The sequence below is a fragment of the Allobosea sp. P5_A5 genome, from assembly GCF_056400625.1.
In genome coordinates this window covers 92,822-117,401 of sequence record NZ_JBFUKY010000005.1, presented here as the reverse complement: position 1 = coordinate 117,401, position 24,580 = coordinate 92,822, and the positions used below count along the sequence as shown (strand labels likewise).

Genomic DNA, 24,580 nt, shown 5'->3' with positions numbered 1-24,580 from the left:
TCAGGCGGGGCATGGAGCGCTAGACGGCACCCGATAGGGTCATAGGCACACAATGGTAACCAGCATGCAGCCCGGCTCCCCGGAAGACGGATGGCGAGAGGATTGCGCGCCCAGGCGCATCCTGGAGCTGTTTGCGACCAAGTGGACCAGCATGATCCTGTACACGCTGTACGCCCTCCACGATGGACGCGCGCGGACCGGCGTTCTGCAGCGGAGCATTCCCGGTGTTTCGAAGAAGATGCTGGTTCAGACCCTGCGGGAAATGGAAGGCAGCGGCCTGCTCTCGCGGCATGTGGCCGGAACCGTGCCGCCTGCCGTGGAGTATCGTCTCACCGCGCTTGGAAGGCGTTTTGTCGAACCCGTAGAGTTCCTTTACGCTTGGGGTCGCAGCAATGCCGACGCCCTCGACGCTCTCGGTGACCGCCCGACTTCTCGACGTCAGACGAAGGGTCAGCGCGCAGGCGGCGAACGGTCGGGCACGCAGCCGAATTCGAATGAAGAATAAGCTCGGGCTGCTTCAGGCACGCCGGTTCGCCGCTGCCCTGTCGTTCTGCCACGTCCCGACGGACATCGTCGGCAGATCGAAATAGTCGCGCGTCGTCACATAGCCATGCCCGCCCATCCGACCGATCGCATCGAGAGCGGCAGGGTCGACATGCAGCCGTTCGTTGACGGTGTCGGCCCGGAAATGCGCATAGACGACCTCGCCAAGGATGATCTCGCGCGAATTGCCGATGCCGAGCGTGGTGTGATGTCGGCATTCGAAGGCGGCCGGGGCCTGGCCGATCCAGGGGCAGGGCACCTTGGTGCCCGGCATCGCGGTGAGGCCGGCCTGGGCCAATTCGTCTGTGCCCGGCTCGAACGGGACGGCGCAGACGTTCATCCCCTCGACCAGCGCATCCGAGACGATGTTGACGGTGAAGGCCAGCGTTTCTCGAACATTGCGGCCGGTATCCTTTTGCGAACCGGTCGGTCGGTATTCGACGCCGAGCGCCAGGATTGCGGGATCGGCCGAGAGGCAGTTGAAGAACGAAAAGGGCGCGGCATTGACCACGCCTTGCGCATCGACCGTCGTCACCAGTGCGATCGGCCTCGGCACCACCGCCCCGATCAGAAGCTTGTATCGCTCCCGGGGGGTGAGCTTGGCGAAATCGAAGGTGACGATGCCAGGGGCCTCGGTGGCCCGTGGCTGGACGGCCAGTTGCGCGGTCACGATGGGGTCAGTCCTTCACCAAGGGCGTAGGGGGCGAGCACGTCGCGAATGTCGCGCTCGACGCGGGGGGTCAGCAGGGCGCGGTCCACGACCGCACGCAGGTGATGGTCCATCAGGTCTGCGGCGCGGGCCGCATCGCCGGCACGCAGTGCCTCGATCAGCTGCCGATGCTCGGACACCGCGCATTCGGAAGAATGTGGCCGGCCATAGATCGCCAGGATCAGCGAGCAACGCGACGAGGATTCCTGCACATAGCGCAGCAGCAAGGCGTTCCCAGTCATCTCCGCGAGCTTGATATGGAATTCGCCAGAGAGTCGGATTGACTCGGGGCCGTCCTGCCCATGCGCCTTTTCTTCCTGCCGGACATGGGCCTCGAGTTCGGCCGCCTGCGCAGGCGTGAGGCGCCCGGCAAGGTTCTCCGCCACCAGCCGCTCCAGCCCGCGCCGCACCTCAAAAACGTCGCGCGCCTCTTCCAGTGTCGGATAGGCGACGGAGGCACCCTTGTTCGGCTTCAGCTCGACGAGGCCCTCGACCGAGAGGCGGCTGAAGGCCTCCCTGACGAGGGTTCGGCTCACTCCGAGCTGCTCCCCGATCGAATCCTCGGGCAGCTTCATTCCCGGTTTCAGCGCCTGTTCGATGATGGCGCGCCGCAGCGCCCTGTAGACGGATTGCGCACGCAATCCCGGAGTCCGTGGCTCGCTCATCTCGGCCCTGTCCCGTTTTCGTCCAGTGGTGTGAGGGGCCGTCAATGTCACGATGCCGGGCTCCGTTCCAGTTTCTGCTTGTGTTCAATAAATGCATACAATACGGTTTTAAGATCGTATGCAACATTGAACATTAATCGCACACGAGATGGCGCGAGAAGCGCCACGATGCACAAAGAGGCGGCAGACTGATTGCGCCGACCGGCGCACCGGAACAGGGAGTTATTGCGATGAAGAAGGCTTGGCTGCTGGCGGCCGTCGCTGCCTTGGCGCTCACCGGCGCGGCGGAGGCAAAGCCGCTGAAATGGGGCGCAGGTCGCGAGATCGCCTCGCTCGATCCCTATTCATTTGGCGAGACCTTCACGCTTTCGGTGCTGAACCACGTCTATGAGGGTCTGGTCCGCTATACCGGCGACCTCAAGATCGAGCCGGCGCTGGCGGAATCCTGGGAGACGGTCTCGCCCACGGTCTGGCGTTTCCATCTGCGCAAGGACGTGACCTTCCACAATGGCGACGCCTTCACCGCCGACGACGTGCTGGCCTCTCTCGACCGCGTCTCGGACGCGGCCTCGCCGCTGAAGGGCAATCTGCCGGCGTACAAATCCGCGAAGAAGATCGACGACCATACCGTCGAGATCGAGGTTGTCGGCCCCTATCCGCTGCTGCTGAACGACCTGACCAACATCTTCATCTTCGACAAGAAGTGGCTGGAGGCGAACAATGCGCTGAAACCGACCGATGTCGGTAAGGGCGTCACCGGCTACCCGACCGACCACGCCAACGGCACCGGCCCCTTTTCGGTCGAGAGCCGCCAGCCCGACGCGAAGACCATCTTCGTCAAGAACCCGAAATGGTGGGACAAGCCGCAGCACAATATCGATCGCATCGAGTTCACGCCGATCACTTCGGCCTCGACCCGCGTCGCCGCGCTGCTCTCGGGTGAGATCGACTTCACCAATGTCGCGCCGCTTCAGGATCTGCCGCGGCTCAAGGCCTCGCCCGACATAAAGGTGCAGCAGACCAACGAGCTGCGCTCGGTCTTCTTCGCGCTGAACCTCAAGGACAAGCTGTTCGAGAGCGATGTGAAGGACAAGAATCCGCTGAAGGACATCCGCGTCCGTGAGGCGCTGTACCGCTCCATCGACATCGACGCGGTGCAGAAGCGCGCCATGCGGGGCCTCTCGCGCAACACCGGCGCCCTGATCGCGCCCGCGATCCCCGGCTATGAGCCCTCGCAGGACGAGCGCCCGACCTTCGACCTCGCCGCCGCCAAGAAACTGCTGACCGAGGCGGGCTATCCCAACGGCTTCTCCTTCCAGATGAACTGCCAGAGCGACGGCCTCGTCAACGAGGAGGAGTTCTGCCAGGCGGTCGCCTCGATGTGGTCGCGAGCCGGCCTGAAGCCCAATCTCAGCCTCGCCCCGCGCAGCCAGCAGACACCGAAGCGCACCAAGGGCGATTTCGACGTGATCTCCTTCGGCTGGGCCAACGAGCCGATGATCGACGCTTATTCGCTGCTGGTGCAGGTGATCCATTCGAAGACCGGCACGGCCGGCGTCTTCAATTGGGGCGACTGGGGCAGCGCCAAGGTCGATGATTTGATCGATCAGTCCGGCGTCGAGCTCGACAATCCCAAGCGCATCGAACTGATGAAGCAGGCGCTCAAGCTGGTGAAGGACGAGACGCTGTTCATCCCGCTGCACCAGCAGCCGATGGCCTGGGCGATGCGCGCCGATGTCGAGACCATGGTGCAGGCCTCCGACAACAAGCCCCGCCTCTGGCTGACCAAGCTGAAATGAACCTTCTGTCATTCCGGGGCAKGCCGAAGGCGTGAACCCGGAACCCACGACCGGGTGACCGACCCGGGTCACCGCTGAGACGCGTGTCACCCGGTCGTGGATTCCGGGTTCTCCGCTCCGCGAAGCCCCGGAATGACAGCTAAAGACCGACGCCCGGATCAGGAGATATTCCCATGCCGGCCTTCCTCCTCAAGCGCCTCCTGAATGCCGCCGGCGTCATGCTCGCGGTGGCGTTCCTCGCCTTCGTCAGCTTCCGCTTCATCGGCGACCCCGTCGAGCTGATGCTGAACGAGCAGGCGAGCCAGCAGCAGCGCGACGAACTGCGCAGCCGGCTCGGGCTCGATCACAACGTCGCGCTACAATTCGCGACCTTCGTGAAGAATGCGGTGCAGGGCGATTTCGGCATCTCCTACCGCAACCAGCAGGACGTGTTCGGGCTGATCGCCGAGCGCTTCCCCGCGACCTTCGAACTCGTTCTGGTCGCGACCTTTCTCTCGCTCGCCATCGGCATTCCGCTCGGCGTCTACACGGCGATCCGGCGAGAGAGCCCGCTCGCCAAAGTGCTGCAATTCGGCTCGGTGCTCGGCGTTTCCCTCCCGAGCTTCGCGCTCGGGATTATGCTGATCCTGGTGTTCTCGGTGACGCTGCAATGGCTGCCGGCTTTCGGGCGCGGACAGGTGGTGAGGCTGGGCTGGTGGAGCACCGGCTTCCTGACATCTTCGGGGCGCGCCGCGCTGATCCTGCCCGGCATCACGCTTTCGGTCTTCCAGATCACGCTGGTGATGCGGCTGGTCCGCGCTGAGATGATGGAGACGATGCGGACCGATTTCATCCGCTTCGCCCGAGCGCGGGGCCTGCCGGACCGGTCGGTGCATTTCGGCCACGCGCTGCGCAACTGCCTGATGCCGGTGATCACCGTGACAGGCCTGCAGATCGGCAATCTCATCGCCTTCGCGCTGGTGACGGAGACGGTGTTCCAGTGGCCGGGCATGGGCATGCTCTTCGTCCAGGCCGTCACTTTCGTCGATATCCCGGTGATGGCGGCCTATCTCATCATCGTCTCCTTCATCTTCGTCTCGCTCAACACGCTGGTCGATCTGACCTATGCATGGGTCGATCCGCGTTTGCGCGAGGATGCCTTGTCGGGAGCCGCAAATGCCCGCTGACATCGTCAAGCCGCAGGGCCGGCTGCGCCGCTTCCTCGACAGTGACATCGGCTGGAGCTTTCGCACCACGCCGGTCGCCTGGATCTCGGCACTGGTGCTGCTTCTCCTGGTCGCGACCGCCTTCCTCGCGCCGCTGATCGCCGTTCAGAACCCCTACGATCTCTCGCAGATCTTCATCGACAAGGCCGAGATCCCGCCGATCTGGCAGGAGGGCGGCGAGTGGCCGTTCCTGCTCGGCACCGATCCCCAGGGGCGCGACGTGCTCTCCGCCATTCTCTACGGCTCGCGCATTTCGCTGATCATCGGCTTCTTCGCTGTCGTGGTCTCGATGCTGATCGGCGTTTTCCTCGGCCTCGTCGCCGGTTTCCATGGCGGCCGCATCGACAATCTGCTGATGCGGCTGGGCGATACCGTGCTGTCCATCCCGACGCTGCTGATGGCGATCCTCGTCTCGGCGCTGTTTCGCGGGCTGCTGCCGCCGGAGTTGCGCGAACCCTTCGCCGCTATGGTGCTGGTCCTGGCCATCTCGCTGACGAACTGGGTGCAGTACGCCCGCACCGTGCGGGCCTCGACCATGGTCGAGCGGCGCAAGGAGTATGTTCTGGCGGCCCGCATCATCAAGGTGCCGGCGACGCGCATCATGCTGCGCCACATCCTGCCGAACACGCTGACGCCGGTGATGGTCGCAGCGACGCTCAATCTCGGCCTCGCGATCCTCTCGGAGGCGACGCTGTCTTTTCTGGGCGTCGGGATGCCGATCACTCAGCCCTCGCTCGGCACGCTGATCCGCATCGGCAACCAGTATCTCTTCTCCGGCTCCTGGTGGCTCGTCGTCTTTCCCTCGCTGCAACTCGGGCTGATCGTGCTGAGCGTCAACCTGCTCGGCGACTGGCTGCGCGACGCGCTGAACCCGAAGCTGCGCTGATCATCACAAAAAACGCGAGGACACGCCTGCGATGACCGCCTCCCTTCTCCTGAAGAACGTCCGGCCCTATGCCGGCATCGCGCTCGACATTCTGATCGAGAACGGCCGCATCGCCCGCATGGCCAAGGACATCGTCGTGCCGGCCGGTGTTCTCGTCGAGGACGGGCGCGGCGAGATCGTCATCCCCGGACTCGTCGAGGCACACACCCATCTCGACAAGAGCCTCTGGGGCCAGCCCTGGTACAAAAACGAGGTGGGGCCCAAGCTGCTCGACAAGATCGACAACGAGCGCGAGAGCAAGAAGCGGCTGAACATCGACCCGGCCCGGCAGTCGGCGCGGCAGTCGATCCAGTCCTCGCTGATGGGCTCGACCCATATCCGCAGCCATGTCGATGTCGATACCGAGCATGGGCTCTGGGGCGTCGAGGGCGTGATGGAAACCCGCGACGCCTATCGCGACATCGTCGACATCGAGATCGTCGCCTTTCCGCAATCGGGGCTGCTGCGCCGGCCCGGCACGCTGGAGCTGATGGATGCGGCGATGAAGGCCGGCTGCGAGGTGGTCGGCGGGCTCGACCCTTGCGCCATCGATCGAGACCCCAAGGGCCATCTCGATGCGGTTTTCGACCTCTGCCAGCGCCACGGCAAGCCGCTCGACATCCACCTGCACGAGCCCGGCGAGATGGGGCTGTTCTCCTTCGACCTCATCGTCGAGCGGACCCGCGCGCTCGGCATGGCCGGCAAGGTCACGGTCAGCCACGCCTTCTGTCTCGGCGTGGAGCCGGCGTTGGTCGACCCGCTGATCGAACAACTCGCCGAACTCGACATCGCGATCATGACGACGGCGCCCGCCAGCCGGCCGGCCCCGCCGGTGCGGAAGCTGCTCGCGGCCGGCGTGCGCATCTGCTCGGGGTCCGACGGCATCCGCGACACCTGGGGTCCCTACGGCAATGCCGACATGCTGGAGCGAACGATGTTCGTCGGCCTGCGCAACAATTTCCGCCGCGACGACGAGTTGCGGCTGGCGCTCGACGTTTGCACCGTCGAAGGCGCCAAGGTGATGGAGGTCGCCGATTACGGGCTCACCGAAGGCAACGCGGCTGATCTCGTCATTCTGCCGGGCGAGACACTGGCCGAAGCCATCGTCACCCGCTCGCCGATGCGCCGGGTGCTGAAGCGGGGCCGGATCGTCGCCCGCGACGGCGTCTCGATCAGGACGGCGCCGTGAGTCTCGAGCCGGCCAAGCGCCCCGAGGGCCGCATCCTGATGGCGGCGCGTTGGGTGGTCGGTCACAAGGACGGCCGCCACCGGCTCTACGAGAACGGCGAGATCGTCTTCGAAGACGGCGCGGTTGTCTTCGTCGGTCACCGCTTTCCCGGCGAGGTCGCCCGCCGCATTGATTACGGCCAAGCCCTGATCGGGCCGGGCTTCATCGATTGCGATGCGCTCTCCGATCTCGACACCACCATCCTCGGTTACGACAACCAGCCGGCCTGGAAGAAGGGGCGCGTCTGGCCGCGCTCTTATCTCGAAGCCGGCCCTTACGAGATGTATTCGCGCGAGGAGTTGGCCTTCCAGAAGAAGCACGCCTTCGCCACGCTGATCCGCAACGGCATCACCACGGCGCTGCCGATCGCCTCGCTGTTCTACCGCGCCTGGAGCGAAACGGCCGAGGAATTCGAGGACGCGGCGGAGGCTGCTGCGACGCTCGGCCTGCGCACCTATCTCGGCCCGGCCTACCGCACCGGCAACCAACTGGTCGAGGCCGATGGCCGGATCGTGACCCATTACGAAGAGGCCTGTGGTCTCGCCGAACTCGACGCCGCGATCGAGTTCGCCCGACATCACGAAGGCGCTGCCGGCGGCCTGATCCGCGCCATGCTCGCGCCGGACCGCATCGAAACCTCGACCGCAGAGCTCCTGCGCCGCACGGCGGCGGCCTCGCGCGATCTCCACATCCCTGTCCGGCTGCATTGCTGCCAGTCCAAGATCGAATACGATCTGGTGCTCGCGCAGCACGGCATGAGCCCGCCGGAGTGGCTGCAAAGCCTCGGCTTTCTGAGCGAGCGCTGCCTGCTGCCGCACGGCACCGTGGTCTCGGGCAGTCGGCTGATCGAGCGGCCGGGCCGCGACCTCGAGATCATCCGTGACGCCGGCGCGAGCATCGTCCACTGCCCGCTGGTCTCGGGCCGCCACGGCAACGCCATCGACCATTTCGGCCGCTACCGCGAGATCGGAATGAAGATCGCGATGGGCACTGATACCAGCCCGCCCGACATGGTAATGAACCTGCAGGTGGGCATGATCCTCGCTCGCACCATGGCCGGCAGCGCCGCCGCCGTGCGCTCCGAGGATTACTACGATGCCGCGACCATCGGCGGAGCGGATGCGCTGCGGCGCCCCGATCTCGGGCGGCTCCAATCCGGCTCGCGCGCCGACATCACCGTCTTCGATCTCGATCGTCCGCATTCCGGCCAGGTCATCGACCCCATCCAGACCATGATGCTGACCGGCCATGGCCGCGACGTCTCGACCGTGGTGATCGATGGCCGCTTCGTCATGGAAGACCGCGTCATCCCCGGCATCGACGAGGTCGCCGACAACGCCCGCGCGCAAAAGCAGTTCGAGGGTGTGATGAGCCGTTATCCGCAGCGCACCCACGGCCATCCGCCCCTGAGCGAGATTTTCTCGTCGAGCTATCCGATCGAATGCGAGGCCGCCCCATGATCGCACCCGTTGCCGCGCCGCTGCTCTCCGTGCGCGATCTGCGCATCGTCTTCGACGGACGCCATGGGCCACTGACGGCGCTGGACGGCGTCTCCTTCGACATCGCGCCGGGCGAGATCCTCGGCGTGGTCGGCGAATCCGGTGCGGGCAAGTCGCTGACCGGCACGGCGGTGATCGGCCTGCTCGATCCGCCGGGCCGCATCGCCGGCGGCGAGATCAGGTTGGAGGGCCGCCGCATCGACAACCTGCCGCCCGAGACGATGCGCCGGCTGCGCGGCCGCCGCATCGGCGCGATCTTCCAGGACCCGCTGACCTCGCTGCATCCGCTGCTGACGGTCGGCGCTCAACTGGTCGAAACGATCACGACGCATCTCCCTGTAGGCAAGGCAGAGGCACGCCGGCGTGCGCTGGATCTGTTGAAGGAGGTCGGTATCCCGGCAGCCGAAACCCGCATCGACCAGTATCCGCACCAGTTCTCCGGCGGGATGCGCCAGCGTGTCGTCATCGCGCTCGCGCTTTGCGCCGAGCCCGTGCTGATCATCGCCGACGAGCCGACCACGGCTCTCGACGTTTCGATCCAGGCCCAGATCACCACCCTGCTGAAGCGGCTCTGCCGCGAGCACGGCACGGCGATCATGCTGGTGACCCACGATATGGGCGTGATCGCCGAGACGGCCGATCGCGTCGCGGTGATGTATGCCGGGCGCATCGTCGAGATCGGCCCGGTCGAGGAGGTGGTGCGCCGGCCGCGCCATCCCTACACGGCCGGCCTGATGGCCTCGATCCCCAGTGTCCACGCCCGACACGCCCAGCTCAACCAGATCGACGGCGCCATGCCGCGCCTCAACGCCATCCCGCCGGGCTGCGCCTTTAACCCGCGCTGCGGCCGCGTCGAACCCTTCTGCCGAGATCACAGGCCGGGACTGCCGCCCGCGGCCCATGCGGCCGCCTGCCATTTCCCGCTGAAGGAACTGGCGCATGCTTGACCAGCCAGCCGCCGTCGCCCCTGTGCAGCCCCGGTTTGATGACATCATCCTCGATGTCGCCGCCGCCTCCTGCCGCTTCGACGTCTCGGCCCCAACTCTGTCGCGGCTGTTCTCGAAGGAGCCGCGCCGTATCCTGCGCGCCGTCGAGAGTGTCTCCTTCACCGTTCGGCGCGGCTCCACCTTCAGCATCGTCGGGGAATCAGGCTGCGGGAAGTCGACGCTCGCCCGCATGGCTGTCGGCCTCCAGCGGCCGACCGAAGGCAGGCTCGACTTCCGCGATATCCGCCGCGCCGACGGTTCATTCGCGCCGCCGCGCGTGCAGATGATCTTCCAGGACCCTTACGCCTCGCTGAACCCGCGCTGGCGCGTCGGCGATATCATCGCCGAGCCGATCCGCGAGTTGAAGCTGCGGCCTGACGTGGAGAGCACGAAGGAGCGCGTCGGCGAACTGCTCGAAATCGTGGGCCTCTCGCGGATTGATGCAAGCCGCTATCCTCACGCGTTCTCAGGCGGCCAGCGCCAGCGCATCTCGATCGCCCGCGCGCTCGCGACCGAGGCCGATTTCCTCGTCTGCGACGAGCCGACCTCGGCGCTCGATGTTTCGGTGCAGGCGCAAATCCTGAACCTGATGGTCAAGCTGCAGAAGGAGCTCGGGCTGACTTATCTCTTCATCAGCCACAATCTCTCGGTCGTCCGGCACATGTCGGACGATATCGCCATCATGTATCTCGGGCGTTTCGTCGAGACAGGCCCGGCCGAGGAGGTTTTCAGCCGGCCGCGCCACCCGTACACTCGGCTGCTGCTGGAGGCGATACCCGATGTCGAGCGGCCGAACCGCGAGCGCCGGCCGATGGCGGGCGAGGTGCCAAGCCCGATTGCCCCGCCTCCGGGGTGTAGCTTTCATCCACGTTGCGCCATGGCAGTCGATCGCTGCAGGGTCGAACCTCCGCAGTTGCGGCCCGTCTTCAGTGCGGCCGTGAGCTGCCATCTGGCGGGTTGATCGAGCTGCTCGAGCCGCTTAACGGCGTGGGCTCCGACCAGACTAGGTAGCCGTGCCATGTCTTCGCACGAAGACCAGATCGGCCGCTCTCTCGAAGGACCGAAGCCAAGACTGGCTGACTCGATCCGCTTTCGCCCCAGACTGGGCGCAACCGCAACACTTGACCTATGAATGCAAATCGGGGGCATGTCGGCGGGCATGGCCAAAGAAAAGTTCACTATGGAGAGGATATCCGGCCCGCCCTTCAGGCAGATCGAGATCTTCCACGCGATCATGACCACGCACTCGATCAGTGCGGCTGCCCGCCTGTTGAACGTTTCCCAACCTTCGCTCAGCCGCAGTCTCGCGCGCCTCGAAGATCAGTTGAAACTGCCGTTGTTCCAGCGCCTGCATAAACGGCTGGTTCCAACGGCCGAGGCCCTCAGGCTCTTTGCGGAGGTCGATGGAGTGATCAACCAGATCCATGCCTTGTCCGGTTCGATCGCGCGCATCGTCGAAGGACAGTCGAGCATCTTCCGTTTCGGGGCGACCCAGAGCGTCACCCGAGCGCTGGTCCCGCGCGCAATCAGGATGATGATGCAGCTGGCGCCGGAACTGCAAATCTTCCTCGACGCCCTCGTGCGCGTCCAGCAGGTCGATTATCTCATCGGCGGCCCGGGCGAATGCATCGTCACGCTCGCCGATGTCCGCCATCCCCTAATCGTGGCCCGCGTGATCGGACAGGCGCCGTTGGTCTCGCTGATCCCGCACGACCACCCTCTGACCCGCCAGGAGATCATCGGGCCCGGCGATCTTGCAGGCGTGAACCTGATCGGCTTCGAGCATAGCGGACCTCATTCCCAAGCGATCGAGACCTTCCTGGCGGCCCAGCCTGTGCGGCCGAAGCTGCGGGCGTTTGTCAGGTTCTCGGAGGCCGCGGTGACTCTGGCCGCAGAAGGCGTCGGGATCGCTCTGGTCGATGATTTTACGGCTCAAGGCATGCTGACCGACAGGCTGGTACGGCGCCCCCTCGTCAACGCGCCGAGCTTTTCCGCGCGCCTGTGCTGGAACAGCGAACGCTCAAACTCGCGCTATGTCGAGATGTTCGGTGACGCGTTGGTCGAAGCGATGCAGCAGGTCGTACCGCGCTGACTTCATGCCCTCGAGGCATGAGTCGGCCATGAAATGATATTTTTCGTTTCTAGGCAAAAGCGGTTAGCTTCGTTTCAACGAGGGCGCGTCAAGCGCCTCGCTTCCACCGGAGGATGGCGCCCATGAGACTGACCCGCCGCGGCTTCGCCGCTGCAAGCATTCTGCTTGCCTTCGCCTGTACCGCTCAATCGGCCCACGCGGGGGACAAGGTCGCCGTCGGCGCCCTTCGTTTCGTCTCTTCTGGGGGGCTCTATCTTGGCGTCGAGCGCGGCTATTTCGCAGCCGAAGGCATCGATATCGACATCAAATTCTTTGAAGCCGCCCAGCCGATCGCAGTGGCCATCGCTTCCGGCGATATCCAGTTTGGGTTGACCGGCATCACCGGCGGCTCGCTCAATCTCGCGGGCAAGGGCGGGCTCAAGATCGTCGCAGCGCAGGGCGGCGAGAAGAAAGGCGTCGTCGGCAATGTTCTGGCGGTCTCCAACGAGGCCTATGCCAAGGGGATGACGGGGGCCGAGAAGATCGCCGGCGCCAATGTCGCGATTACGCAGGTCGGTTCGACGTTCCACTATCAGTTCGGTCAGATCGCCGATGCCAAGGGTTTCGATCTCGCCAAGGTGACGATGAAGCCGCTGCAGTCTATTCCAAACATGGTCGCGGCTCTGAAGACCAACCAGGTCGATGCCGCGATCCTGCCACCTCATATTGCGGGGCCGATGGCGGCACGCGGCGAGATCAAAATCCTCGGACCTCTCTCGGACATCGCTGACTACCAATATGGCGCTGTCTTTGCCTCGCCCAGGCTCGTCGCGGACAACCGCGCCCTCGTGGAGCGCTTCGTACGCGCCTATCAAAAGGGCCTGGGGGACTACACCGGCGCCCTGATGCGGGTCGACGCCAGCGGGAACCGTATCACCGACGAGCTTTCGACCAAGGCAGCCGAGCAGATCGGAAAATACGTCTACCCATCAGATACTCCGCCGGAAGCCGCCAAGAAGGTCGTTGTCTCGGCAGTTTACTGCGATCCGACCGGCAAGCTCGACATGGCCAACATCACGAGGCAGATCGTCTGGTACAAGAAGGAGAAGCTGGTCGATGCCGCGGTCGACGGAGCCAAGTTCATCGACACCACATTCGTAAAGTGAGGCCTCAGGCCGGATTCCGATCGGCGAACAGGGGGCATAGGTCATGAATCTGGTCGTTGACAGTCTCAGTCATCGCTATGCCGGTCTTCAAGTCCTGGACGATATCAGCCTGACCGTTTCCAGCGGAGAAATCGTCGCGATCCTCGGTCCTTCGGGCTGCGGGAAATCGACCCTGCTGAGGATGCTGGGGGGCCTGGAGAGACCGACTTCCGGACAGGTCCTGATGGCCGGCGAGGCGCCGGCCGATTCGCTCAACCCGTTGACCTATGTCTTCCAGGATTTCGCATTGGTGCCTTGGCGGACGGTCGCCGCCAATGTCGGGATGCCGCTGGAGCACCATCCGATCAGCGAAGCCGAGCGCGGTCATCGCGTTCTGGACGCCCTCAGGCGGGTGAACCTGGCGGAATTCGCGGACGCCTATCCCAAGCAGCTCTCGGGCGGCATGCGCCAGCGGGCCAGCATCGCCCGGGCGCTGGCGGTCAATCCCGCCGTGCTGCTGATGGACGAGCCGCTCTCGGCACTTGACGCGCAGACGCGTGAATTATTGATGGCCGACCTGATGCGCCTTTGGACCGAGACGCAGTTCACAGCCGTCTATGTGACGCACAACCTGACGGAGGCCATTCGGCTCGGTCACCGCGTCGTCGTGCTCTCGCGGCGTCCGGGACGTGTTCGTGAGATCGTGCCCATCGACGTTCCGTTGGCGGAGCGTACCGATGGCCATCCCAAGCTGGTCGAGGCCAGCGCACGGATCTGGTCGCTCATCCGCGACGAAGCCGCTACCGCAGACCGGGAATTGCTCGATGTCCGCTGACACTGTCCTCCGTCCTGTCCCGTTTCGGGGCGGTGGGTTTGCCCCCGGCAAGCTGCGCTATGCCGCCCCGGCAACGTTCCTGACTCTGCTCGTGCTGTGGTGGATGGCCACGCGCTACGGTTGGGTCAGCCCACTGGCCCTGCCGCGCCCGGACGAGGTCGCAATCTCACTCGTCGACATGGTGCGCAGCGGAGAACTCTGGCTGCATCTCGGCGCTTCGATCCAGCGGCTGCTCCTGGGCTGGGTGCTGGGTGCGAGTTGCGGCGTGGTGGTCGGCTTCGCGATCGGTCTGTCGACCTTGGCGCGGTCCACCGCGCTGCCACTGATTTCGGCACTGTTCCCGATTCCAAAGATCGCCCTGCTGCCGCTGTTCATCATCTGGCTCGGCATCGGCGAGGCCTCGAAATACGCCACCATTGCTTTCGGCGTGTTCTCGCCCGTGGCGATCGCGGCGTTCGGTGGCGTTGATGGCGTCGATCGGACACTGATCCGGATGGCCCAGAGTTTCGGCATGCCGACGCGCGACATCATCCGCAAGATTGTGCTCCCCGGTGCCATGCCGGCTCTGCTCTCGGGCATCCGCATATCCGCCTCGATCGGCATCATCCTGCTGACAGCGGCCGAGATGATCGGCGCTCAATACGGCATCGGGGCGATGGTCCTTTCGGCAGGCAACCTGATGCAAACAGACCGGCTTGTCGCCGGCGTCCTCATCCTTTCTGCCTTCGGCCTTTCCGTGGCGCAATTGATCGGCCTCGCCGAGCGCCACCTTTTGCACTGGCGTTGAACATGAGCAAAACCGAACATTACGACGTCGTCGTGGTCGGGGGTGGCAGCGCCGGCGTGGCCGCCGCGGCAGGCGCCGCGCAGACGGGAGCGCGCACGCTGCTGGCGGAGACCTATGGCTTCCTCGGCGGAGCGGCGACCCATTCCATCGTGCTCGCCTGGTGCGGCTTCTATCGCCAGCGGCCGGGTCCACGCCCGGACCGTCTTGTCGGAGGCGTCGCGACGCAGGTTCTCGACCAGCTTGCTGCGCTCGGAATAAACGTCGATCCCTATTACTCGCCGACGGGAAACTGGAATATCCGCCTCAATCCGGAGGCGACCAAGATTGCTCTCGATCGCACTGTCCATCGCGCCGGGGTCGAACTTGCGCTGCATACGGCGGTTACCGGCGCAACAGCCGGCCGAGGCCGCATCGAGTCGCTTCTTCTCAGTGATCATCGCGGCCCGCGCGTGATTAGCTCGACCGCCTTTGTCGATGCCTCGGGCGAAGCCGATCTGGCGTTCCTGGCCGGTGCGGCACCCTGCTCGCTGCACCCTCCCGGCCATAGTCGCCAGCCGGCCTCCTATCCGGTCCGGATCACCGGCATCGCGCCGCGGCAGATCCTGCACAAAGCCGCACGGGCCGCAGCGATGGCGACGATCGACCGCCGCCTCGGTCGAGCAGAACTGCGCGCCGATGGCGGCATCATGACCGACATGCCAGGAACCGACGATGTCTGGTGGCTTGCGGTCGAGGTGGAAACCAACGGTCTCGACGGCGTCGATCTCGGCGAGGCCGAACGTGACGGACGCGCCCTTGTCTGGCGCGGTGTCGAGGCGCTTCGCAATTGTGTTCCCGGTTTTGAACGGGCCAACGTTTCGGGCACAGGTCCGAACATCGGCATCCGTGAAACGCGCCATGCAGCGACCGTCGCGCCATTGCGAGAGGCTGACGTCATCGCGGGCCTCAGGCGGACCGACGGCATTGCGATGGCAGGCTGGCCGATGGAGATCCATCATGGCCCCGGTCGCACCGAATACCGCCCGATCGGAGCCGATGGCGTCTACGACATCGGTCTCGGTGCGCTCCAGTCGAGCGATTTCGCCAATCTCTGGTTCGCCGGCCGTACGATTGGAGCCGACCCCGCCGCATATGCGTCGGCCCGCGTCATGGGAACGGCCTTTGCGACGGGGCACGCAGCAGGCGTCGCGGCCGCGCGCCAAGGCGACGATGTGGGCGCCGTTCGGTCAGAATTGTTGCGGCAGGGAACGTTCCTTTGACCGGAGCGGGATGATAGAAGCGCTGCAACCGACCAGCCCGCCATTCGTCCCATGCCGCAGCCGCCATCTTCTGGCTTGATCGACGGCTCCTGGGCTTAGGGCCCGGCGCATTCGAGCGGCTGGGACACCGGAACCTGCCCGACATCGGCCGCGTAAGCGCGGAAGCCGTCCTCATCGAGCATCAGGATGCGATAGCAGGGCGGGCCGCCGGTCCACCAGGGTCGCGTCGCCTCGGGTTCCGTAATGAAGCGGTGCGTGCAGGACTGGCCGGAGCTGAAGGCGATACCCTCGCGGCTGACACCGGTCAGCTGGACATGCAGATGGCCGAAGACGATATGGCGCACGCCGCCGGGATGGCGAGCGAGGCGGGCGATGACCGCGCCATCGTCATGCAGTCCAATGTTCTTGAAATGCGCCAGCCCGTCCGGCACCGGCGGGTGATGGATAAAGACCGTGACGGGCTGCTTACCCGAATCTTCCAGTGCCGCATCCAGCCACTTGAGCCGCGTCTCGCAATAGATGCCGCCGATCACGCCGGCTTCATGGCTGTCGAGGAACAGCAGCCGGCCGAACGGCGTGTCCTGCCAGGACTGGATGAAACCGGCCTCGTCGCATGGATGGTCCGGAAAGGCTTCGCGGAAGGCCGGGCGTCCGTCATGGTTGCCGAGCATCAGCTTCACCGGCATCGGCATCGGCGCCAGCAGCTCTTTTAGCAGCGCATAGGCTGCCGGCTCTCCATCATTGCAGAGATCGCCGGTGATCGCGAGCAGGTCGGCATCGGCATGGCGCTCCGCAACATCGGCCAGCGCGGCACGCAACTGTTCGGCTGGGTCCAACCCATGCACGATGCCGCCGGGCGGCACGAGATGGGTGTCGGTGATCTGGATGATCTTCATCGGTCGTGGTCCATCCGAAGCAAAAAGGACGGCAGCGCGATCGCCGCCGTCCGTTGGTTCCGCAGTCCGGCTGCTCAGCCGGGCCCGCTTACTTGATCAGGGCGTTGGTCTGCTCGACGATCTGCTTCAGGCCTTGCTCGGGCGTCACCTCGCCGCGCATCACCGAGGCGATGATGTCGCGCTGGGTGCGCCAGATGCGGACGGAATCGCCGCCCGGATAACCGGCCCAGGGCTGCGACTTGTCGGCCTGGAGCGAGGCGGTCTTCACGTTGGGATGCTCGGCGTAATAGGGCGCCAGGAAGTCCGGGCCGGTGGCGAGCTTGTTGGTCGGCAGGTAGCCGGTGATGCGCACGATGATGTTCTGCGCCTCGGGGCCGGTGACCCATTTCAGGTATTTCCAGGCGGCCGCCTGCTTGGTCTTGTCCTGCGTCAGGATGACGGCGGCATTACCGCCCGTCGGCACGCCGCCCTTCTCCTTGTTGTCGAGCGGGAAGGTCGCGGTGGTGAGCTTGAAGCGCTCACCGACGAGGCCCTCTATCGTCTGCACATGCGCCGGCGTCGAGACGATGAACCCGGTGAGGCCGGCGCCGAACTGCTGGCGCGACTGGTCCCAGTCGAGCACCGGCTGGCCGGCCTCGGTAACGAAGCGCCGCACCAGCTTCATCGCATTGAGGCCAATCTCGTTGTCGAAGGCGACCTTGCCGGTCTTCGGGTCGGTCAACGTGCCGCCCTGTTCGTAGATCAGCGCCTGCCACAGCCAGTCGTCCGGCCAGCCGCCGATGTCGTAGGCCATGCCGGCGACCTTCGGGTCGTTCTCATGGATTTTCTTGGCGAGCGCGATCAGCTCCGGGAAGGTCGTTGGCATCTTGTCGGGGTCGCCACCGGCCTTCTTCACCAGATCGGCGTTGATGTAGAGGATCGGCGAGGAGGCGTTGACCGGCAGGCCGTATGTCTTGCCGTCGACGACGCCGAGCGAGGCCATCTGCGGGGTGTAGTTCTTGTCGAGGAAGGCCTGGCCGCCATCCGCCTCGATCATCGGGCCGAGATCAGTGATCTGGTTACGCGCCTTCAGCGTCGTCACCAGCTCGTGCAGCAGATGATAGCCGGAGAAGAACACGTCCGGCGTGTTGCCGGTCACGGCCGAGCGCAGCACCTGCTGATGGCCTTCATTATAGGCGACAGCCGGCGCCAGGAAGCTGATCTTGATATCCGGATTGCGCTTCATGAACTCATCAGCCAGTGGCTGATGGAATTTCGTGAAGCCCGGCAGGTTGTAGAGCACGTTGAGCGTGACCTGCTGTGCGCAGGCCAGGCCCGGTGCCAGCGCCAGCCCGAGGGCCATGGCCCCGGCGGCGAGGCGGTTGCGGAAAGACATCAAGAACTCCGATCGTGGTGGATGAGGACAGCGAGGGGGCGAAGCCGGTCACTTGACCCCGGTCATGGTGACGCCGGCGATGAAGTGGCGACGCGCGAGCAGGAAGCAGAGCACCATCGGCGCTGTGATGATGGTCGCGCCGGCCATCAGCGCGCCGTAGTTCGCGCCGGATTCGACGTCGGAAAAGAACAGCATCCCGAGCGGCGGCGGCGCGAGCGCGGTGTCGGAGACGACGATGAGCGGCCAGTACAGGTCGTTCCAATGGGCGACGACCGAGAACACCGCGAAGGCCGCCAGCGAAGGCAGCGAGCCGCGCATCACCAGCCCCCAGCAGATCTCCATCTCGGAAAAGCCGTCCATCCGCGCCGCGTCGATGATCTTGTCGGGATAGCTGCGGAAGGACTGGCGGAAGAGGAAGATGGCGAAGACCGAGAGGAAGAACGGCGCCATCAGCGCGAAATAGCTGTTGAGCAGGTTCGCCCAGGCGAGCCCGACGAAGAGCGGCAGCGCCAGGGCCTGCATCGGGACCGACAGCGCGGCGATGACGAGGGTGAAGAACAGCCGGCGGCCGGGAAAGCGCAGTTTCGCCAGCGCGTAGGCTGCCGGCACCGCCACCAGCACCTGCACGATCAGGATGCCGCCGCAGACGATGACGCCGTTCAGCATGAAGCGGCCCATCGGCGCCTGCGTCGCGGCGCGCAGATAGTTCTGCACGGCACTGAAATCGCGCGGGATCGGCCAGAGCGAGACGTCGAAGATCTCGGAGGACGAGCGGATCGAGGTCAGCACCATCCAGTAGAACGGCAGCAACATCACCGCTGCGCCCAACGCGAGCACCGTGATCGGCAGAAGGCGGGCAGAAAAACGAAACAGCGTGCCGCGCATCAGTAATGCGCCTTCCTGTCGAGATGCAGGGTCTGGCCGATCGAGAGGATCAGGATGATCGCCAGAAACAGCAGCGTCAGCGCCGCGGCGTATCCGGTCTCGCCGTATTCGAAACCTTCGAGATAGAGCGCGTAGAGCAGCGTCTCGGATCCGGTGCGCCCCTTGGTCAGGACGGCGACGGTCTCGAAGACCTTGAACGCGGAGATCGAGGTGGTGACGACGACGAACAACGTCGTCGGCCCCAGCATCGGCCAGGTCACGGTCAGGAAGCGGTCGATCGGATGCTTTGCGCCGTCGAGGCGTGCAGCCTCGTAAAGGTCCTTCGGCACGCCGGAAAGGCCGGCCAGGAACAGCACCATGTTGAAACCCAGCACCTGCCAGATGCCGATCACGGCCAGCGTCGGGATCAGCAGCGAGGGCGTGGCGAGGAACGAGACCGGGTCGTAGCCAAGCGCGCGGATCGCTGCGTTGACGGGCCCAAGCGAGGGGTGCAGCAGGAACTGCCAGACCGTCGCCATGGCCACCAGCGTTGCGGTGACCGGCAGGAAATAGGCCGTCTCCCAGAACCAGCGCGAACGCTTGCGGGCATGGGCGAGCAGTGCGACGCCGAGGCCCAGGAACACGCCGAAGGGAATGACGATCACCGCATAGAGCACGGTGTTGGCGAGCGAGCGGAGAAACACCGGGTCGCTGAAGGCGCGAGCGAAATTGCCGAGGCCCAGGAAGCGGGTCGAGATCGCGCCGAGCTTGTAGTCGGTCAGGCTGAAGCCCGCGAGTGCAACCATCGGCAGGATGTAGATCGCGAGCAGCAGCAGCGCGGCGGGCGCCACGAAGGCAAGCCCTCGCACCCGCATCCGCGCCGCGGCCTGATCGCGCGGGCGCTGCGGGGCGAAGGTGACGGCGGCCTCGAGACCGATCGCGCTCACGCGGCCACCCGCTCGACCAGCGACAGCACGCGCCGCTGCCCGTCACGGCCGAAGAGGTGGGCGCGAGTGGGCGTGAAGGCGAGGGAGACTTCGGCGCCGACTGCGATCGCGGCGCTTTCCGCCCCGTTCTGGCGCAGGACCACACGGGTCTCCGGCGCATCAGTTAGAGTCAGATGCAGATAGCGATCCGCGCCCTGATGCTCGATCCGCTCGATCCGAGCCGGCAGGCCGTCGCCGTTGACGAGCATCAGATCTTCCGCCCGCAGGCCGAGCGTCGCAGGGCCCGTCTCGCCCTGCGCCGCCAGCGGCAAGGGCCGGCCGGCGAAGGTGAGGCGTCCCTGCTTCTCGATTTCGACGGGGAGGAGGTTGATCGAGGGCGAGCCGATGAAGCGCGCGACCGTCAGGCAGGACGGTTTCTCGTAAAGCTCGGAGGGCGCGCCGAGCTGCAGGATGCGGCCGGCATCGAGCAGGGCGATGCGGTCCGACATCGTCATCGCCTCGATCTGGTCGTGCGTAACGTAGACGAAGGTCGCGCCGAGCCGGCGATGCAGCCCGGCCAGTTCGTCGCGCATATGAGCGCGCAGCTTGGCGTCGAGATTCGACAGGGGCTCGTCCATCAGGAAGGCGGCGGGCTCGCGCACCAGCGCACGGGCGAGCGCCACCCGCTGCCGCTGGCCGCCGGAGAGCTGCGAAGGTCTGCGGTTGAGCAGCGGCGCGATCTGCAACAGCTCGGCGGCCCGCTCGACGGCGGCATTGATCGCGCTCAGGACAGGGCTACGACCGGGCGAGAGCGCGCCGACAAGCGGCAGGCGCTGGGCCAGAGAAAGCCGACGCATCCTGAGCGGCGTGGCGATGTTCTGCCGGACCGTCATATGCGGATAGAGCGCGTAGGACTGGAAGACCATGGCGAGGTTGCGCTCGCTTGGATCGATGCCGGTCACGTCGCTGCCGCCAATCGCGATCGAACCGGCATCGGGCGTTTCCAGCCCGGCGATAATGCGCAGAAGCGTCGATTTTCCGCAGCCCGACATGCCGACAAGCGACAAGAATTCGCCTGGGCGGATCGACAGGTCGATGCCCTTCAGCACCGGATCGGCGCCGAAACCCTTGATGATGCCCGAGATCTCTATCGACTTTGGTAGCATGCCGCGTCCTTCAACGCGGCCGACTTCAACTGTCGAGATGACAGCCCGATGACGATGGCATCACCGAACGATATCGCCGCTCAATGACGAAGCGGGACAACCCCGTCGCTTTGTGGGTAGCGATCGGTGGTTTCAAATCCTTCGGTTCGATCAAGTGTCGATGCTGTTTCGCTGGCCCTAGCGCGCGCTACCGGACATCTCGACCCAGTATCCGGGCTGATAGGCGACCGGCAGGAAGGCTTCGTGGAATCGACGGAACGTTTCGTCTGGATCGATTTCGGCGAAAAGCGAGGGATGCAGCCATTTCGCGATCCGCTGGATCGCGACGAATTGGTAGGGGCTGTTGTAGAACTGGTGCCAGATGCCGAAGAATCGGCTGTCCCTGACCGCTTTCGAATGCGCGAAGGCCGGCCGCTGCGACAGGGCCTGCAAGCGGCGCCGGGCTTCGGCCTGATCGGCTCCAGGCCCCAAGCCGACCCAGGCGCCGCCGGGCGCGAGCGCGCCCCAATTGCCTCCTGTGACGATGACGACATCTGGATCGTGCGCGGTGACGGCTTCGGGATTGAGGGTTCCGAAGGTCCCGGGGAGCAACTGGCTGCCAAGATTGCGCCCGCCCGCCATCTCGACCATACGGCCGAAATTCTCCGCGCCGAAGGTCAGGCAGCAATCGTCGGAATAGCCCGCGATCCTGTCGATCATCACCAGCGGACGGTCGCGCTCGGCGAGCGTCGCGACGCGCCGGGTCACGCGTGCGATCTCGGCCGCTCGCCAGGCGACGAGGCGCTCGGCGATCTCGGTCTTGCCGAGAATGCGCCCGAGGAGGCGGATGGAGGGCTCGGTGTTCTCGAACGGCCTGTTCCGGAAGTCGATAAAGACAGTCGCAGTGCCGATCGCAGCAAGCTTCTGGATCAACCCGGTTTCCCTGACGGCGCCGTCCTCCTCGCGATTGAGGATCACGACGTCAGGCTTCAGGGCGACGAGCGCCTCGTCGGCCAGTCCCGATCCTTCGGCTGCGCCGCTGCCGACGATCGGGAGACGGGCGAATCCAGGATCACTCTGCAAATAGGCGCGGTAGGTGTCTGGGTCGCTCTTGATCAGATCATCGCGCCAGCCCACGACGCGCCCAATCGGCGCCTCGCGTTCGAGGGCGGCCAAAAGATAGAGCTGCCGTCCCTCGCCCAGCACGATCCGCCGCACGGGGGAAGGGACATCGACGGCGCGGCCGGCGATGTCCGTGACCGTCAGCGTTTCGGATCTGGCCGGGCACGCTCCGATCAGCGGCAAGCCGGTGGCGAGCCCCGCGAGGACGGCGCGACGCGATGGTGTGAGGGCGTCAGCGCTCACAGATCGACCGACATCGACAGGAGATAGGTGCGGGGCGCCCCTTGCGTGAAGGTGCCGAAGGAAGCGACGCCGGCCCAGTATTTGGTATCGGTGACGTTAGTCACATTGGCGCGGAACACGGTCTTCTTGCCGATGACCTCCGTTGCATAGCGCAGTCCGAGATCGAGACGCGTCCAATCCGACAATGCCTGGGTATTGGCAGTGTCGACATATTGCCGACCCGTATGCACCAGCGCGCCGTTGACACTGAGGCCAGCCACCCAAGGCACGTCCCATTCTGCGCCGAGATTGAGTTGGATGCGCGGTACGCCGATCGGGGTGTTGCCAAGATTGGCGACCGTCGCGGTCTTGGTCAGTTCGCCATCGAGCAGCGTGACGCCGCCTAGAAGCTTGATGTCGGGCGTGAGCTTGCCATAGGCGCTGAGCTCCAAGCCCCTGACACGCTGTTCTCCGGTCTGGGCGAAGCGCAACGAGGGGCTGAGTTCGCCGGTCGGTCGCGTGATCTGGAATGCGCTGAGCGAGCCGCCGATCTGGCCGAAATTGAGCTTAACGCCGGCCTCGACCTGCTTTGCGACATAAGGCGCGAGGATTTCGCCCGAATTGGTCGCGGTGGCCGGTGCGGCATCGCCGCGGCTGAGGCCCTCGATGTAGTTGCCGTAGAAGGAGACGCTTTCCCAGGGCCGGACGACGAGACCCGCGAACGGAGTCGTCGCGCTCTTGTCGTAGGTCGATGCCAGAGAGCCGACATTGGAGACATAATTGTGCGCCTCGATGCTCTGCCGGCGCAGACCGAGCGTGAGCAGCACGCGCTCGTCCAGCACCGACAGCGTGTCGGCGGCCGAGAGGCCGGTGAGCGTGCTGTCGGAGAGACGCGCGCGCGAGCCGAGGATGCTTGGCTTGATGTAGGATGCGCTGACCGGATTGTAGATGTTCGAAAGATAGGTGCCGGCCGCCGGCGACAGATAGCGCGAAGTATCCTCGTCGTAGAGCGAGGCCTGTAGCGTGAGTTGGTGGCGGATGAAGCCTGTGTCGAACTTGGCGCGCAAGCCGCCTTCGTAGGTCTGGCGGTCGACCCCGAGATCGTAAAACTGCGGTACGGTGCTCGTATCGCCGAGCCCATTCAGGATCGTAGGCGCCGAAGCAAAGTAACGCTCCACATCGGTCTGAGACCGACCGATGCTGCCGAACAGCGTCACCTTGTCGGTGACGTCGTATTCCATCCGCAACAACCCGCCGCGGTCATCGACATCGGAGTATTCCCAGGGCTGGGTCAGGTTGCGGCGTCCGCTGGGCGCCGAGGGCACAGACGATCCGGCCCTGAGGAAGAATGGCCGCAGCGGCGCGTGAAACCGGTCGTTCTGCGCCAGCACATACAGCCAGGCGCGGAACCGGTCGCCCTGATAGTCGAGGGCGAGCGAGCCGACGGCCGCCCGCTCGGACTGCCGGTCGACCGGAGTGTCTCCGTTGTGAAGGCTGGTGACGACGCGCACGCCCCATTCCCGGTTAGCGCCGAAGCGACGGGCGAGATCGAGCTGGGCACCGAGGCGCGCGGTCGAGCCGTAATCGAGGGTGACCCGGGTCAGGTCCTCTTGGGCACGCTTGGGCACGATGTTGATGACGCCGCCGACGCCCCCGTTTGGAGAAACGCCCATCAGCGCCGCCGAGGGACCTTTCAGGGCTTCGACGCGCTCGGCGTAGTCGGAGAAGACACGCAGACTCGGTGCAACGCCATAGACGCCGTCGAAGGCGATCTCGCCGCTCGTCCCTTCGTTGATCGGGAATCCGCGGATGTAGAAGGAGTCGAACGGCGCATTCGTCCCTTGAGTCGCGCGCACGGAGGGGTCGAGCGCCAGTGCCTCGGAGGCGGTGCGCGCCTGGCGGTCGCGGATAAACTGCTCGGTGTAGCTGCTTGCGCTAAAGGGCGATTTTTTCGCTTCGGTGTTGCCGAGAAGGCCGAGCCGGGCTCCAGTCGCCACTTGGCCCCCCGTGAAGGCAGGCGGAACCTCTGAAGGCGAGCGCTGCCCCTCGACCACGATCTCGCTCAGCTCGACAGTCCGCGATGCCCCCTGCGCAGCGGCTCCGGAAATGCCGAACACGAGCATCACCGCGGTCGACATTGATCGAGGGTTCGTCATGACGTGGTCCTTTAGCCCAACCGGAAGTATCGGCTAGCTCAGTTGATGTCCACGACGGGCGATAACGTCTGAATTTGGTTTATGTCAACGACGATAGTATTTTAATTTGAGTATAATAGTTTTAAATTGAGTAAGAATTTTACATTGGAGGATTTAAAATCTGATTACAGACCCTGTGGTTATCTGGATTAATTGAGCGACTTACCTGAAAGCCGCCC

Annotated in this window: 22 protein-coding genes; 13 read left to right on the top strand and 9 right to left on the bottom strand. The window is 65.0% G+C overall.

Features of this window, described 5'->3' with window-relative positions; genetic code table 11:
- Window positions 1-64: 64 nt before the first annotated feature.
- Window positions 65-505: a winged helix-turn-helix transcriptional regulator gene (locus tag AC1DR6_RS12155; RefSeq protein ID WP_476829490.1), complete on the top strand. Its 441-nt coding sequence runs from the start codon at window positions 65-67 to the stop codon at window positions 503-505.
- Window positions 506-517: 12 nt separating this feature from the next.
- Here the strand turns inward: AC1DR6_RS12155 and AC1DR6_RS12150 are convergent, their stop codons facing one another.
- Window positions 518-1,213: a flavin reductase family protein gene (locus AC1DR6_RS12150; protein ID WP_476829489.1), complete on the bottom strand. Its 696-nt coding sequence runs from the start codon at window positions 1,211-1,213 to the stop codon at window positions 518-520.
- Window positions 1,210-1,917 carry a GntR family transcriptional regulator gene (locus AC1DR6_RS12145; protein WP_476829488.1) on the bottom strand — a complete coding sequence of 236 codons (708 nt, stop codon included), beginning with the start codon at window positions 1,915-1,917 and terminating at the stop codon, window positions 1,210-1,212. Before AC1DR6_RS12145 ends, AC1DR6_RS12150 begins: the two co-directional genes overlap by 4 nt.
- A gap of 230 nt (window positions 1,918-2,147) precedes the next feature.
- Here AC1DR6_RS12145 and AC1DR6_RS12140 point away from each other — a divergent pair, with 230 nt between their 5' ends.
- From AC1DR6_RS12140 to AC1DR6_RS12085, 12 genes are all read left to right on the top strand, one after another.
- Window positions 2,148-3,716, top strand: a complete 1,569-nt coding sequence (locus AC1DR6_RS12140; protein WP_476829487.1) for an ABC transporter substrate-binding protein — start codon at window positions 2,148-2,150, stop codon at window positions 3,714-3,716.
- Between the two features lie 173 nt (window positions 3,717-3,889).
- Window positions 3,890-4,882 carry an ABC transporter permease gene (locus tag AC1DR6_RS12135; RefSeq protein WP_476829486.1) on the top strand — a complete coding sequence of 331 codons (993 nt, stop codon included), beginning with the start codon at window positions 3,890-3,892 and terminating at the stop codon, window positions 4,880-4,882.
- Window positions 4,872-5,807 (top strand): ABC transporter permease, encoded by a 936-nt coding sequence (locus AC1DR6_RS12130; protein ID WP_476829485.1) that lies wholly within the window; start codon window positions 4,872-4,874, stop codon window positions 5,805-5,807. Before AC1DR6_RS12135 ends, AC1DR6_RS12130 begins: the two co-directional genes overlap by 11 nt.
- A gap of 31 nt (window positions 5,808-5,838) precedes the next feature.
- Window positions 5,839-7,035 carry an amidohydrolase family protein gene (locus AC1DR6_RS12125; RefSeq protein ID WP_476829484.1) on the top strand — a complete coding sequence of 399 codons (1,197 nt, stop codon included), beginning with the start codon at window positions 5,839-5,841 and terminating at the stop codon, window positions 7,033-7,035.
- Window positions 7,036-7,073: 38 nt separating this feature from the next.
- The gene (locus tag AC1DR6_RS12120) at window positions 7,074-8,534 is read left to right on the top strand and encodes an amidohydrolase family protein (protein WP_476829698.1); all 1,461 of its coding nucleotides are present in this window, start codon (window positions 7,074-7,076) and stop codon (window positions 8,532-8,534) included.
- On the top strand, window positions 8,531-9,520 hold the full coding sequence (locus tag AC1DR6_RS12115) for an ABC transporter ATP-binding protein (RefSeq protein ID WP_476829483.1): 990 nt from the start codon (window positions 8,531-8,533) through the stop codon (window positions 9,518-9,520). The genes AC1DR6_RS12120 and AC1DR6_RS12115 overlap by 4 nt, the downstream gene beginning before the upstream one ends.
- On the top strand, window positions 9,513-10,520 hold the full coding sequence (locus tag AC1DR6_RS12110; protein ID WP_476829482.1) for an ABC transporter ATP-binding protein: 1,008 nt from the start codon (window positions 9,513-9,515) through the stop codon (window positions 10,518-10,520). Before AC1DR6_RS12115 ends, AC1DR6_RS12110 begins: the two co-directional genes overlap by 8 nt.
- A 198-nt stretch (window positions 10,521-10,718) precedes the next feature.
- Window positions 10,719-11,651: a LysR family transcriptional regulator gene (locus tag AC1DR6_RS12105; protein ID WP_476829481.1), complete on the top strand. Its 933-nt coding sequence runs from the start codon at window positions 10,719-10,721 to the stop codon at window positions 11,649-11,651.
- Window positions 11,652-11,773: 122 nt separating this feature from the next.
- The gene (locus tag AC1DR6_RS12100) at window positions 11,774-12,796 is read left to right on the top strand and encodes an ABC transporter substrate-binding protein (RefSeq protein ID WP_476829480.1); all 1,023 of its coding nucleotides are present in this window, start codon (window positions 11,774-11,776) and stop codon (window positions 12,794-12,796) included.
- Between the two features lie 43 nt (window positions 12,797-12,839).
- Window positions 12,840-13,610, top strand: a complete 771-nt coding sequence (locus AC1DR6_RS12095; protein WP_476829479.1) for an ABC transporter ATP-binding protein — start codon at window positions 12,840-12,842, stop codon at window positions 13,608-13,610.
- A complete protein-coding gene (locus tag AC1DR6_RS12090) occupies window positions 13,600-14,397 on the top strand; it encodes an ABC transporter permease (protein ID WP_476829478.1) in 798 nt (265 codons plus the stop codon). The genes AC1DR6_RS12095 and AC1DR6_RS12090 overlap by 11 nt, the downstream gene beginning before the upstream one ends.
- Window positions 14,398-14,399: 2 nt before the next feature.
- Window positions 14,400-15,656, top strand: a complete 1,257-nt coding sequence (locus tag AC1DR6_RS12085) for an FAD-dependent oxidoreductase (RefSeq protein ID WP_476829477.1) — start codon at window positions 14,400-14,402, stop codon at window positions 15,654-15,656.
- Window positions 15,657-15,751: 95 nt separating this feature from the next.
- Here AC1DR6_RS12085 and AC1DR6_RS12080 read toward each other — a convergent pair whose 3' ends face one another.
- The 7 genes from AC1DR6_RS12080 to AC1DR6_RS12050 all read right to left on the bottom strand — a co-directional run bounded on the left by AC1DR6_RS12080 (window position 15,752) and on the right by AC1DR6_RS12050 (window position 24,362).
- Entirely contained in the window at window positions 15,752-16,552 is an 801-nt protein-coding gene (locus tag AC1DR6_RS12080; protein ID WP_476829476.1) for a phosphodiesterase, read from the bottom strand.
- Window positions 16,553-16,640: 88 nt separating this feature from the next.
- Window positions 16,641-17,927, bottom strand: coding sequence for an ABC transporter substrate-binding protein (locus tag AC1DR6_RS12075; RefSeq protein ID WP_476829475.1), 1,287 nt, complete (start codon window positions 17,925-17,927; stop codon window positions 16,641-16,643).
- Between the two features lie 48 nt (window positions 17,928-17,975).
- Complete coding sequence (locus AC1DR6_RS12070) at window positions 17,976-18,812, bottom strand: carbohydrate ABC transporter permease (protein ID WP_476829474.1); 837 nt, start codon at window positions 18,810-18,812, stop codon at window positions 17,976-17,978.
- Window positions 18,812-19,666: a carbohydrate ABC transporter permease gene (locus AC1DR6_RS12065; protein ID WP_476829697.1), complete on the bottom strand. Its 855-nt coding sequence runs from the start codon at window positions 19,664-19,666 to the stop codon at window positions 18,812-18,814. Before AC1DR6_RS12065 ends, AC1DR6_RS12070 begins: the two co-directional genes overlap by 1 nt.
- Window positions 19,667-19,734: 68 nt before the next feature.
- Complete coding sequence (locus AC1DR6_RS12060) at window positions 19,735-20,883, bottom strand: ABC transporter ATP-binding protein (protein WP_476829473.1); 1,149 nt, start codon at window positions 20,881-20,883, stop codon at window positions 19,735-19,737.
- Window positions 20,884-21,060: 177 nt separating this feature from the next.
- Entirely contained in the window at window positions 21,061-22,227 is a 1,167-nt protein-coding gene (locus tag AC1DR6_RS12055) for an ABC transporter substrate-binding protein (RefSeq protein WP_476829472.1), read from the bottom strand.
- A complete protein-coding gene (locus AC1DR6_RS12050) occupies window positions 22,224-24,362 on the bottom strand; it encodes a TonB-dependent receptor (RefSeq protein WP_476829471.1) in 2,139 nt (712 codons plus the stop codon). The genes AC1DR6_RS12055 and AC1DR6_RS12050 overlap by 4 nt, the downstream gene beginning before the upstream one ends.
- Between the last annotated feature and the right edge of the window lie 218 nt (window positions 24,363-24,580).